The sequence below is a fragment of the Qipengyuania xiapuensis genome, assembly GCF_019711395.1.
Lineage (GTDB): Bacteria > Pseudomonadota > Alphaproteobacteria > Sphingomonadales > Sphingomonadaceae > Qipengyuania > Qipengyuania xiapuensis.
Genome location: NZ_JAIGNL010000001.1, coordinates 1,550,527 through 1,562,861, shown reverse-complemented (window position 1 = coordinate 1,562,861; position 12,335 = coordinate 1,550,527). Strand labels below are relative to the sequence as shown.

Here is a 12,335-nt window from a genome sequence, read left to right as displayed (position 1 = left end):
CGCATCCGCCTATCGAGGGGAATAGACGAAATGCCCAAGCGCGCCCTGGTCGAGCATCGGCCTTACCTGGTTCTGAGCCTCCTTTTCGCCATCACCTATTTCTTCGTGATGGACGGAAAGGTCGGCGGCAGCTGGCTCGCATTGTGGAAGGGTGCGGGCGTGGGTTTCCTTGCCGTCTATGCGGCACACCGAGGTGTAGGCCGTGATGGCGCGCTCATTGCGATTGTTATGGCGCTGGGTGCATTGGCCGACGTGGTTCTCGAATTTAGCTTCATTATCGGCGGAGCGATTTTCGCGCTGGGCCATCTGGTTGCGATATGGCTCTACATGTCGAACCGCAGGCCGAGCACCACCGGCAGCCAGAAAATGGCCGGCATTGCGCTCCTGTTCGGAACGCCGATCCTTGCGGCGCTGCTGACCTATCCACTCGAGAACTGGGCTCTCGTGGCGCTCTACGCGCTCGTGGTCGGAGCGATGGGCGGGGCTGCATGGACCAGCAGTTTTCCGCGATACCGGGTTGGTGTTGGCGCAGTTCTTTTCGTGGTGAGCGACCTCATCATTTTCGCTCGCGAATCCGGCCAATTGCCGGGCGAGATCGCCGAATGGCTGGTCTGGCCGCTGTATTTTGCAGGACAATTCCTCATTGCGACGGGAGTCGTGCAGACCATTCGGGGTAAGTCAGAGGCATAATTGCCTGACTGCCGCGACAGGAGCATACCCCCGCTGCCGAGTTCCTTCGGGCCGCGTTTAGCAAAACGGAGGAGAGACCATGAAGAAACTGGCAATAGCGCTCGCCGCGAGCGCGCTCGTGACAGCCGCGCCGATTTCGGCGGGAGAGGTCAACGGAAACGGCGGCTTCGTTCCCGGCGGAGTGAACGGAGCCTCGGAGTGCTCATACTCCGGGCTTAACGACGATCTGAGCGATGGACTGGGCTTTACGCAGACGTTTGCAGCGGTCTTCCGCCTGTTCGGGCTGCATCCGCGTTTCTTCAATCCCGGTGAATTCTGCCGCGGTTAGCGCGTGAAGGTGTGCCGGAGGCCTGTTTCAAGCGGCCTCCGGCCTGCCGTCACTTCGTCCAGGCCGCAATCGTCGTGCGGTGCAATTCTCGGCGATGGCCTTCGTATCCGCCGGTCGCCTTGTGCAGGACCGAGCGGTTATCCCACATCACGAGCATGTCGTTTTCCCAACGGTGGCGGTAGGTGAATTCCTCGCGCCCCTGCCAGGCGGCCAGTTCGGTGAGGAGTGCGAAAGCTTCCTGGGCTTCCATCCCCTCGATACCGATGATGTACCCGAGCGTTGAGTAGAGACATTCCTCGCCCGTCTCCGGGTGTTGCTGGACGAGAGGGTGGGTCCGTGTTTCGCGAGCGCTTTCGTCCGGACGGATCGCCATGGAACGCCCCTTGTCGCGTTCGCCGTAGGTTCCTTCGGGAGCATAGGCGAGCTGTGCGCTATGGATTGCGGTGAGCGAGCGGAGGTAATCCCTGCGCTCTTCCGGAAGCGCCGCGAAAGCGGCTGCCTGGTCCGCGAACAGCGTATCGCCACCGGTAGGCGGTATATCGACCGCCATAAGGCAGGTGCCTGCAGGGGGATGCTCGAGGAAGCTCCAGTCGCTGTGCCAGTTTTCGGCGAAGAGCGGGGAGGTTTCCTCGGCCTCGCGCAGGATCGCAGCGATATGCTGGCGCCCTTCGATGGGCGCGAAGAACGGATCCTCCCCGAAGCCGCCCATGGCGAGTGTAAATGCCTCGAGGGCATCGTCGTCCATTGACTGACCGGGGAAGGCGAGCACCTTGTGCCTTAGCCAAATCTGCCGGATTTCGGCCGCAAGGTCCTCGGCAACCGGCTCCGAAAGGTCGAGTCCGGTCACGCGCGCACCGCACGCCTGACCGGAGGGCTCGACCTTCAAAGTCATCCACCCGGCTCGTCGTCGATGTTCTTGTCGGAGTGTTTGGTAGTGTAGGGCTCGGTCTTCTCGAGGCCGCCGCGCGCGGCGATCTCGTCCTGCACCAGTTCTTCCGCTTCGTTCTCCGGTTCCTCGGTCTCGTCAATCAATGCTGCCCCGACAATTTGCTCACCTTTGGCGACATTGAAGATGCGGACACCCGACGAACCGCGGCCGGATACCGAGAAACCTTCGTGGCTCTCGAAACCGCCTTCGATCATGTGACGGAACTGGATCGGCAGGCGGATCAGCTTGGCCTGGTCGGTCACCAGCATGAGCTGCGAACCGTGCTTGACCGGGAAGCTTGCCACCACCGGACCGTTGCGATCGGGATTGCTGGAGGGCTCACCGATATTGGTAAGGCCCATGCCGCCGCGGCCGATCGTCCGGTACTCATAAGCGGACGAGATCTTGCCGTAGCCATTGGCGGTCAGCGTGAGGATGAACTCCTCGCCTTCGGCCATTTCCTCGACCTTCGCTGCGTCCAGCGTGGCTTCGTTCTCGTTGTTCTTCCACTCGGCGGCACGCAGGTAGGCATCGCGCACTTCGGTGTCGCGCTCGCCCGCGTCGAGGATTGCCATCGAGACAACCTTCTGGCCTTCCTTGAGTTTCATACCGCGCACGCCGATACCGGTGCGGCTCTTGGTTTCGCGCGCATCGGTGGCGGAGAAACGGATCGCCTTGCCGGAGTTGGAAGCGAGGAAGATCTCCTGCTCTTCGGTCAGCAATTCGACGCCGATCAGGCGGTCCCCGCTGCCATCAACGAAGCCCATGGCGTATTTGCCGTTGCTGGGCACGTTGGTGAAGGCATCCATCGAGTTGCGGCGAACCATGCCCTGCTCGGTCGCGAAGACGATGTTGAGGTTTGCCCATTCCGCCTCGTCCTCGGGGAGGGCGAGCACGTTTGTGACTCGCTCCTCGTCGCCGAGCGGTAGAAGGTTGACCATCGGACGGCCCTTGGTCTGCGGGCCGCCTTCGGGCAGCTTCCAGACCTTCATCCGGTACACGCGACCGGTATTCGTGAAGAACAACACAGGGTTGTGCGTCGAAGTTACGAACATTTCGACAACGGCATCTTCGTCCTTCGTCGCCATGCCGGAGCGGCCCTTGCCGCCGCGAGCCTGCGCACGAAAGGCATCGAGCGGGGTGCGCTTGATATAGCCGCCGTGAGTGACGGTGACGACCATCTCCTCGCGCTCGATCAAGTCCTCGTCCTCGATTCCGTCCCATGCGGGAGCGATCTCGGAGACGCGCGGCGTGGCGTAGGCGGCCTTGATCTCTTCGAGTTCACCGCGCATCACGCCGTAAAGCTTTACGCGGTCGGCGAGGATCGAGAGATATTCCTCGATGGACAGCGAGAGCTCTTTCAGCTCGTCGCCGATTTCGTCACGGCCAAGTGCGGTCAGGCGGTGCAGGCGCAGGTCGAGAATTGCCTTCACCTGCCGTTCGGACAGGCGATAGGTGCCGCCTTCCTGTTCGGCATTGGGTTCGATCGCTTCGACAAGCGCGATATACTTCGCGATGTCGCCGATCGGCCATTCCTTGGCGAGCAGCCGGGCACGGGCCTCGGCCGGCGTCGGAGCGCCGCGGATCATCGCCACGACTTCGTCGAGGTTCGAAACCGCGACCACGAGACCGAGCAAGATGTGCGCACGGTCACGGGCCTTGTTCAGTTCGAACTTGGTCCGGCGGGTGATAACTTCCTCGCGGAAGGATATGAACGCCTGGATGAATTCGCGCAGCGTCAGGACTTCGGGGCGGCCGCCGCTGATGGCCAGCATGTTGGCCGGGAAACTCGCCTGTGCGGGCGTGTAACGCCAGATCTGGTTGAGCACGACCTCGGGTGAGGCATCGCGCTTGAGGTCCACGACCACGCGCACGCCCTGGCGCGAGGATTCGTCGCGAATGTCCGAGATGCCCTCGATCCGTTTGTCCTTCGCAGCCTCGGCGATCTTCTCGACAAGCCCGCTCTTGCCGACCTGGAAGGGGATCGATGTCAGCACGATCGACTTCCGGTCGCCGCGCTTTTCTTCGATTTCGTGGCGCGCACGCTGCAGGATCGAACCTCGGCCAGTGGTGTAGGCCGCACGGGCGCCCGACTTGCCGAGGATCAGAGGCGCGGTCGGAAAATCCGGTCCCGGGATGATCTCGAACAATTCCTCGCTCGTGATCGCGGGGTTGTCCATGTAGGCGAAACAGCCGTCGATCACCTCGCCGAGATTGTGGGGCGGGATGTTCGTTGCCATGCCGACTGCGATACCGCCTGCACCGTTTACGAGCAGGTTGGGGAAGCGGGCGGGAAGCACGGTCGGCTCGCGGCGCGAGCCGTCGTAGTTGTCGGCGAAATCGACCGTGTCCTTGTCGAGATCGTCGAGCAGCGAATTGGCTACACGGGCAAGACGCGCCTCGGTATAACGCATCGAGGCGGGCGGATCGGGATCCATCGAGCCGAAGTTACCCTGGCCGTCGATAAGCGGGACGCGCAGCGACCAGTCCTGGGTCATGCGGGCCAGAGCATCGTAGATCGCGGCGTCGCCGTGCGGGTGGTAGTTACCCATCACGTCGCCGACGATCTTGGCGCTCTTGCGGAACGGTCGCCCGGTAACGAAACCGCCTTCGTTACTGGCGAAAAGGATACGACGGTGAACAGGCTTCAGGCCGTCACGCACGTCGGGCAGCGCACGGCTCACGATCACGCTCATCGCGTAATCGAGATAGCTCGTCTTCATCTCGTCGACGATGTCGATACGGGTATATTCGTCGCCGCCGGGGGCAGGGGGATCGATCAGGTCGGTTTCGTCAGCCAAAACTCGGTATTTCCGTCTGTTGATACAGGTCAGTTATGATTGCAGATGAATGTAGGGTATGCAGGCCAGCGGCGCCACTGCGAACGGGGCCGACGGTAGCCAAACCGGGAGGTTTTCCACATATGGCTGCGCCCAAATGCGTCACTTTGGCTGAACGCGAGGGCGCGGCGTTATTCAATCGCCATTCAGCGGCTTTTCGCTACAAAAATTTGCAATGGGGACGCAGAAACGGCATTGGCGCCGTCGATGACGTATCAGAACGCATCAGGCGTTCCCGCTCCATCCACTCTTGGGAGTTTATTTGATGATTTTCACCCGTCTCAGCCGGGCCTCGCGCCCTTCTTCGGCGATTGCCATGGCTCTTGCTCTCGCAGTCGGCGGCACGCTTACCGCTACCGCGATCGAGCAGCCTGCCCACGCGCAGCGCGACAAGAAAAAGAAGGACGAGGCCAAGCCCGAATACTCGAAGGCTTTCCTCGAGGAATACACCAAGATCTCCGACATCCAGAAGTCGGAAGCACCGGACTACGCCGCTGCCAAGGCGCTGATCCCGGCGATGCTCGCGGAAGTTAAGTCGGACGATGAAAAGAACGCTGCCGGCGGCATGCTGTTCAACCTCGCCAACGACACCGGCGACGACCAGCTGCAGCTTCAGGGCATCGACCTCATGATCGAAAGCGGCAAGATCGATACCGCTCTCGTCGGCCAGCTCAGCTTTGCTGCATACCAGACGTACAACGGCATGGGCGACATCGCGAATGCTCGCGCTGCACTCGAGCGCGCGATCGCTGCGAACTACACGTTCAACGCCACGATGACCGACGGTAGCACGCAGGTCTTCGGTCCTGACCGCATGCATTACCTGATCGCCGACCTTTATCTAGAGAACGGCAATTACGCTGAAGGTATCGGTTATCTGACCGGCCTCATCGAAGCCAAGCATGCTGCGGGCGAGAAGGCTCCGGAAGTCTGGATCCGCCAGGGTCTCGCGAATGCCTACGAGAACAACCTGAACGCCGAGGCGGCCAAGTACGCTGCATTCCTCGTGCGCGACTATCCGACCGACGTTTCGTGGGGCGATGCCGTGATCATCACGCTGAACGGCAGCAACTACGAGAACCCCGAGATTCTCGACCTGCTGCGCCTGTCGCGTCGTACCGGTATCTACAACGACCAGCGTGTCCTTTCGGAATACGTCGAAGTGCTCGACCCGCGCCGTTACCCCGGTGAGGTTGTCGCAGTGATCGACGAAGGTTTCGCAAGTGGCGCTGCCGACCGTACCGATCCCTATCTGATCGAGACGCGCAAGGAAGCTTCGGGCCGTATCGCGGCCGACAAGGCGGACCTTCCGAACCTCGCATCGGACGCTCGTTCGAGCTCGGACCCGAAGACGGTCGTCGTCGCAGGCGACACCTTCCTCAGCTACGACCAGCCGGCCGAGGCAGAGGAATTCTACGCCAAGGCGCTGACCATGGCCGGTGTCGACACCCAGATGGTGCTCACGCGCCTCGGTATCGCACAGTTCGACCAGGGCAAGTATGCCGAAGCTATCGAGACCTTCGGCAAGGTTGACGGCAAGCGCGCTCCGGTTGCGAACCTCTGGGCCATCTATGCTGCCCAGAAGAGCGGCGCATAAGCCAGATCTGACAGATCGAAATCAGCGGCGCGGGTCCCACGGGATCCGCGCCGTTTTCTTGTTCAGCGCAGGCGCTTGACCCAGAGCGTGTTGTCGCGGCGTTCGACCTTGAACTGGTCGAGCGACTGGAACAGGTCCGACAGGCGTTTGAAGCCATAGTTCCGGACGTCGAAGCTGGACCGGTTACCGGCGAGGCTTCCGACCTCTCCCATCTGAGCAAACCCTTCGTCGTCGCGGTTGGCGGCTTTCCACGCAGTACCGAGAAGCTCGACGAGTTCATCGTCGATGGTAGCCTTGACCTTGCCGTTGTTCGACTTCGACTGGGAGGGTTCGTCCGACGCACCGGCAATCAGGGCATCGATATCGATGAACCTCGTGCAGGCGCTCTTGAAAGCGTCAGGCGTCTTCTTCTCACCAAAGCCGTAGACGATCAGGCCGTCCTGCCTCAGCCGCGTGGCAAGGGGCGCAAAGTCGCTGTCGGAGCTCATGATGCCGAAGCCATCCACCTTGCCCTGGTAGAGCAGGTCGATCGCATCGATCGTCATGGCCATGTCGGTGGCGTTCTTGCCCGCAGTCAGGTCGAACTGCTGCTGGGGGAGGATGCCGAACTTGTGGGAGATCTTGTCCCACTTCGAAAGATTGGTCTTGGCGAAGTTGCCATAGGCCCGCTTGATGTTGACCTGGCCCAGTTCGGCCATGACGGTCAGGACGGGATCGATGCCCTGCGGCTTGATGTTGTCCGCGTCGATCAACAGGGCGATGTTTTTCAGTTCTTTTTCTGCCATGCGCGTCCACATGGGCCGCGCACGTCAGGAGCGCAAGTCACTCTGCCGGTTCGAATTCCCCGGTTTTCTCGTTTCGCACGTGAAGCACACCATCCGAGATCGCGAAAAAAGCGCCCCGCAGCTTGAGTTCGCCGCTTGCTTCCTTTTCACGAACGCACGGAAAGGTCCGCAAATTCTCGATGCTCACACCGACAGCAGCCATTTCCATGGCGCGTTCGGCCTCGCGACTTTCGGTGCCGTATTTCTGCGCAACCGGTTCGCGGGCCTCGTCGAGGAGGTGCACCCAATTCGCGACGAAACCGCCTTCGCCGAGCGGATTGCCATGCAGGTCTTGGGTTAGTGCGGCCTTGCACCCCCCGCACATCCCGTGCCCCATAACGACAATCTGGCGCACCTTCAGAAACTGGACCGCGAATTCGAGTGCCGCCGACACGCCATGCTGTCCCGGCGATGTCTCGAACGGGGGGACCAGTGCGGCCACGTTGCGGACTACGAAAATTTCACCCGGATCGACATCGAAAATCTGCGCGGGATCGACCCGGCTGTCGGAACAGCCGATAATCATCAGCTTTGGACTTTGGCCTTTGCTGACGAGGTCGTCATAGCGGGCTTTCTGGCGTGGGTATCCTTCCTTGCGGAAGCGACGATAGCCCTGAAGTAGCTCGGCAAACTCGGGCATCAGAAACGCTCTCCGCGGATGACTTCAACATCCCACATAGTCAGGAGCAATCCGTGAGATGTCAGTATGGGAGCAAGTGCCTGGGCCAAGGCTTGCGAGTTCTCTTGCGACGCGATGGTTACCACCAGATTCTTGTCCGTTCCCATGACGCGTTCTTCGCGCCAACGGCCCTCGCGCCCCCGGCCTGAAGAAACGGGAAGTACCGTCCACCCCGTAATGCCGACCTCATCGATGATGGAGGTCACGCGCTTTACCTGCGCCTGGTCGGCAAGGATTTCGATACGCTTGCGGATAACTGTTTCGATCATGGGGTCACGGCTCCTGCGCCGGTCAGCGTCGCGGCAAGGGCTCCGATCAGGCCGATGTTCAGCAACACGTTGAAGGGGAAGGTGATGCTCAGCGACATCGTCAGGTAAATGCCCGGATCAGCTTCGGGCAGGGCGAGGCGCATGGCCGCTGGTACGGCGATATAACTAGCGCTCGCACACAGCACGCCGAGCGCGGCTGCGGAACCGGTATCGAGCCCAATCGAGACACCGAGGACGGTGCCGATGGCGCCGTTCACCAGCGGCAGCACGATGGCGATGGCGACCAGCCGCCAGGTCAGAGAACGCGCATCGAGAATACGTCGCGCCGCGATAAGACCCATATCCAGCAGGAACAGGCAGAGGATGCCCTTGAAGAGCCCATCGAAGAACGGTTTCACATCGGCGAAGCCTTCGGGACCCGCGATCATGCCGATGATGAATGCGCCCAACAGCAGGACAACCGAAGGATTGAGAAGCACCTCGTGGGCCAGTTCCTTGCGGCTCTGTCCCTCTTCCGAACCGAGACCGCGAGCCAACAGAAGACCAGCAAGGATCGCCGGGCTTTCCATGGATGCCATCACGGCGACCATGTACCCCTGAGGCGGATTGCCCTGAATAGTGTAGATCTCGACAGCGGTGACGAATGTGACGACGCTGATCGAACCATAATGCGCTGCTACCGCGCCGGCATTGATTCGGCTGAGCCGCCCGAAGCCCTTGAGCACCCAGTAAGCGTAGATCGGCATAACAAAACCCGCGCCGATGCCGGCTGCGAGTGCGGCAAGCACCGTGCCGTCGAGGCCGGATTCGGCGACCTCGATGCCACCTTTCAGGCCGATCGCCGCCATGAGGTAGAGGGACATGCCCTTCGCGATGGCTTCGGGTATTGCAAGATCGGACCGTGCGAATGCCGCCAAGAGTCCGAGAACGAAAAACAAGATGACCGGAGAGGTCAGCGCTTGGATGCCCATCGTTTCCATAGCGCGCCGCGTAATCCCAGCTTCGCGAAAGAGCAAGCTGCACCATTGCAGACATACTCGCCTTTCCCTAGATGGGCCGCGCAATGAACGACCTTTCCTCCCCTCCGAAGCCCGAAGGCGAACAGCCCAAGCGGCAGCGCAAGCCCGACTGGATCCGCGTCAAGGCTCCGGTCAGCAAGGGCTATCACGAGACGCGCAAGCTGATGCGCGACCTCTCGCTCAATACGGTGTGCGAGGAAGCGGCCTGTCCGAACATCGGCGAATGCTGGGACAAGAAGCACGCCACGGTCATGATCCTCGGCGATGTCTGCACTCGCGCCTGCGCCTTCTGCAACGTGAAGACCGGCATGCCGCGGATGGTCGACCCGATGGAGCCGGAAAACGTCGCGATCGCGGCGGGGCAGATGGGTCTCAATCACATCGTCATCACCAGCGTCGACCGTGACGACCTGCCCGACGGCGGTGCGGACCAGTTCGTCAAGGTGATCAAGGCGCTTCGCCGCGAGACGCCCGACACGACGATCGAAATCCTCACGCCCGACTTCCGCGGCAAGATGCGCGCTGCAGTCGAAAAGATCTGCGAGGCTGGGCCCGACGTCTACAACCACAATCTCGAGACGGTGCCGCGTCTCTATCCCACGATCCGTCCGGGTGCGCGCTACTACGCTTCGCTGCGCCTGCTCGAGGAAGTGAAGGCGCACGACCCCATGATCTTCACGAAGTCGGGCATCATGCTCGGCCTCGGCGAACAGCGCCTCGAAGTGCACCAGGTCATGGACGACATGCGCAGCGCGGATGTCGATTTCATCACCATGGGTCAGTACCTCCAGCCAACGCCCAAGCACGCCAAGGTCGAGGATTTCGTCACGCCCAAGGCGTTCGCAGCCTATGGTTCGATCGCCCGCGCCAAGGGCTTCCTGCAGGTTGCCTCGAGCCCGCTGACGCGTTCGAGCTATCACGCAGGCGACGATTTCGCCGTGATGAAGGCTGCGCGCGAAGAACGCCTTGCGAAGGAGCAAGCGAGGCAGAAAGCCTGATGCCGGGCATCCGCGAGACGCGCCGTCTCCCTTACAGCTGCGAACAGATGTTCGACCTCGTCGCGGACGTGGCGAAATATCCCGAGTTTCTGCCCTGGGTCGTCGCCACGCGGATTCGCAGTGACAGCGAGAGCGAAATGACGGCCGACATGCTCGTCGGCTTCAAGGCAATCCGCGAGAAGTTCACCTCAAGGGTGATCAAGAATCGCCCGGATCATATCGAGGTGTTTTACGTCGACGGTCCGCTCAAGGATCTCGACAACAACTGGCGTTTCACCTGCCTGCCGGACGGTGGCTGCGAGATAGATTTCTGCGTCGACTTCACCTTTCGCAACGCCATGTTCGAGCGGCTAGCGGGCCAGTATTTCGACCGCGCTTTCCGCAAGATGGTCGAAGCGTTCGAAAAGCGGGCGGACGAACTCTACGGCCGCGAGAACGCGGCAGCCAACCTTTAGGGCAGCAGCAATTCCAGCGCGCAGACGGTCGCTTCTCGGCGGATATCCGCGCGCGAGGTCGGTTCGAACTTCTTGAGTTCACCCTCTGGCTCGCCTTCCTCACCGCGAATGACGCGAGCGAATACGACGGTTCCGACCGGCTTCAGCTTGGTGCCTCCGGTGGGCCCTGCAACGCCGCTGATGGCGACTGCGACGTCGGCGTTGCTCTTCGCCAGAGCGCCTTTCGCCATGGCCCAGGCGCAGGCGATCGAGACCGCGCCGAATGTCTCGATGATGTCGAGCGGGACGTCGAGCGCTTCCATCTTCGCTTCGTTCGAATAGGTGACGAAACCCCGGTCGAAGACGGCAGAAGAGCCGGGAATCTCGGTAAGTGCGGCCGAGACGAGCCCGCCGGTGCAACTTTCGGCGACCACCACTGTGCGTCCGGCCGCTTTGTTCTCGTCGATGACCCGCTGCGCCAGCGCGTCGATGTCTTCGGGGAGAAGTGCCTCGAGCGTCATGCTCACCTCATAGAGTCTATTTACGCAGGACCGTGACAGCCGCCTGGGCTGCGATCCCTTCACCGCGGCCGGTGAAGCCCAGCCGCTCGGTGGTGGTCGCCTTCACCGATATCACGCCCGTGTCAACGCCCAGCAATTCCGCGATGCGAGTTCGGATAGCCTCGCGGTGAGGGCCGATCTTGGGGGCCTCGCAGATAATCGTCAGGTCGACATTGCCTGTCCGGTAGCCGGCTTCGTCAACGAGTTCAGAGGCATGGGTGAGGAAACGGTCGCTGCTCGCACCTTTCCACTGCGGATCGGAGGGCGGAAAGTGATCGCCGATATCGCCATTGCCGATTGCGCCGAGAAGTGCGTCGACGATCGCGTGGAGAGCGACATCGGCATCGCTGTGTCCGGCGAGCCCCTTGTCGTGCTCGATCCTGATACCGCCGAGCCAGAGCTCTTCACCGGCTGCGAGCTTGTGCACATCGAAACCCGTGCCAATGCGTACTGGGGGAAGGTCGGACACGAAATCCTCCGAAAATGTCAGTTTCTTGAGCCTTGCGTCGCCTTCGACCAGCGCAACCGAACCACCAGCAGCGCGCAACACCTGCGCATCGTCTCCGGCATCTCTCGAGCCCTGCCAGCTTTCGTGAGCTGCGTGGATATCGGCGAAGCGAAAGGCCTGCGGTGTCTGGACGCGCTTCAGTTTCTCGCGCTCGCCGCTTCCTGCCATCACGCCGCTTTCGTCGATGACGAGACTATCGACCACCGGCAGGACCGGAATGGCGCCGGGATGCTTTTCGAGAGCGTCCAGCAATCGTGAGATCACGGGGCGGGGAAGGTCCGGGCGAGCCGCGTCATGGATCAGGACGCGTTCGGCCTTCGGTATCGCCAGCAAGGCGTTCCGCACCGACTGCTGCCGCGTTTCTCCACCCACCACGGTCGTCCAGCCCTCGAGGCCAACAAGCGCTTCAGCCGTTGCCGCCTCGCCGCCCTCGGGAATCGCGATGACCAGCGGATCGGCACCTGCCTCGAGTAGCGCCTCGACCGAATGGCGCAGCACCGGCTTGCCGCGATAGGGGGCAAACTGCTTGGGCAGTGGCTGGCCCGCACGCAGACCTTTGCCGGCGGCAACCACGATCGCAGCGAATGGGGGTAGGGCGGTATCGTCCTGCATAGCTATGCCGCGCGCTAGCGGCTTGCCGTTTTCGCTGCAACGCACTATG

Annotated in this window: 13 protein-coding genes; 5 read left to right on the top strand and 8 right to left on the bottom strand. The window is 61.6% G+C overall.

The window, feature by feature from the left end:
• Positions 1 to 30 precede the first annotated feature (30 nt).
• A complete protein-coding gene (locus tag K3163_RS07920; protein WP_221553730.1) occupies positions 31 to 690 on the top strand; it encodes a lysoplasmalogenase family protein in 660 nt (219 codons plus the stop codon).
• A gap of 79 nt (positions 691 to 769) precedes the next feature.
• Complete coding sequence (locus K3163_RS07915) at positions 770 to 1,018, top strand: hypothetical protein (protein ID WP_221553729.1); 249 nt, start codon at positions 770 to 772, stop codon at positions 1,016 to 1,018.
• Positions 1,019 to 1,067: 49 nt separating this feature from the next.
• On the opposite strand, the gene K3163_RS07910 is transcribed toward K3163_RS07915, so the two are convergent.
• Together K3163_RS07910 and gyrA are read right to left on the bottom strand one after the other, a co-directional pair.
• The gene (locus K3163_RS07910) at positions 1,068 to 1,910 is read right to left on the bottom strand and encodes a TauD/TfdA dioxygenase family protein (RefSeq protein ID WP_221553728.1); all 843 of its coding nucleotides are present in this window, start codon (positions 1,908 to 1,910) and stop codon (positions 1,068 to 1,070) included.
• On the bottom strand, positions 1,907 to 4,747 hold the full coding sequence (gyrA, locus tag K3163_RS07905) for a DNA gyrase subunit A (protein WP_221553727.1): 2,841 nt from the start codon (positions 4,745 to 4,747) through the stop codon (positions 1,907 to 1,909). The genes K3163_RS07910 and gyrA overlap by 4 nt, the downstream gene beginning before the upstream one ends.
• Positions 4,748 to 5,051: 304 nt before the next feature.
• On the opposite strand from gyrA, the gene K3163_RS07900 reads away from it, so the two are divergent.
• The gene (locus K3163_RS07900) at positions 5,052 to 6,383 is read left to right on the top strand and encodes a tetratricopeptide repeat protein (RefSeq protein ID WP_221553726.1); all 1,332 of its coding nucleotides are present in this window, start codon (positions 5,052 to 5,054) and stop codon (positions 6,381 to 6,383) included.
• Between the two features lie 62 nt (positions 6,384 to 6,445).
• Here the strand turns inward: K3163_RS07900 and K3163_RS07895 are convergent, their stop codons facing one another.
• From K3163_RS07895 to K3163_RS07880, 4 genes are read right to left on the bottom strand one after another with little or no spacing between them, the layout of a single operon-like run.
• Entirely contained in the window at positions 6,446 to 7,168 is a 723-nt protein-coding gene (locus K3163_RS07895) for an NYN domain-containing protein (RefSeq protein ID WP_221553725.1), read from the bottom strand.
• A gap of 37 nt (positions 7,169 to 7,205) precedes the next feature.
• On the bottom strand, positions 7,206 to 7,847 hold the full coding sequence (locus K3163_RS07890; RefSeq protein ID WP_221428426.1) for a carbonic anhydrase: 642 nt from the start codon (positions 7,845 to 7,847) through the stop codon (positions 7,206 to 7,208).
• Positions 7,847 to 8,155 carry a P-II family nitrogen regulator gene (locus tag K3163_RS07885; protein WP_221428427.1) on the bottom strand — a complete coding sequence of 103 codons (309 nt, stop codon included), beginning with the start codon at positions 8,153 to 8,155 and terminating at the stop codon, positions 7,847 to 7,849. The genes K3163_RS07890 and K3163_RS07885 overlap by 1 nt, the downstream gene beginning before the upstream one ends.
• Positions 8,152 to 9,135: a sodium-dependent bicarbonate transport family permease gene (locus K3163_RS07880; RefSeq protein ID WP_247712490.1), complete on the bottom strand. Its 984-nt coding sequence runs from the start codon at positions 9,133 to 9,135 to the stop codon at positions 8,152 to 8,154. The genes K3163_RS07885 and K3163_RS07880 overlap by 4 nt, the downstream gene beginning before the upstream one ends.
• Positions 9,136 to 9,218: 83 nt before the next feature.
• Between K3163_RS07880 and lipA the strand changes: the two genes are divergently transcribed.
• A complete protein-coding gene (lipA, locus tag K3163_RS07875; protein WP_221428428.1) occupies positions 9,219 to 10,172 on the top strand; it encodes a lipoyl synthase in 954 nt (317 codons plus the stop codon).
• On the top strand, positions 10,172 to 10,627 hold the full coding sequence (locus K3163_RS07870) for a type II toxin-antitoxin system RatA family toxin (RefSeq protein ID WP_221428429.1): 456 nt from the start codon (positions 10,172 to 10,174) through the stop codon (positions 10,625 to 10,627). Before lipA ends, K3163_RS07870 begins: the two co-directional genes overlap by 1 nt.
• Here the strand turns inward: K3163_RS07870 and K3163_RS07865 are convergent.
• Positions 10,624 to 11,127, bottom strand: coding sequence for a CinA family protein (locus K3163_RS07865; protein ID WP_221428430.1), 504 nt, complete (start codon positions 11,125 to 11,127; stop codon positions 10,624 to 10,626). The two genes, K3163_RS07870 and K3163_RS07865, sit on opposite strands and share 4 nt — an antisense overlap.
• Before the next feature lie 16 nt (positions 11,128 to 11,143).
• Positions 11,144 to 12,286 carry a bifunctional 2-C-methyl-D-erythritol 4-phosphate cytidylyltransferase/2-C-methyl-D-erythritol 2,4-cyclodiphosphate synthase gene (locus tag K3163_RS07860; RefSeq protein ID WP_221553724.1) on the bottom strand — a complete coding sequence of 381 codons (1,143 nt, stop codon included), beginning with the start codon at positions 12,284 to 12,286 and terminating at the stop codon, positions 11,144 to 11,146.
• Positions 12,287 to 12,335 lie beyond the last annotated feature (49 nt).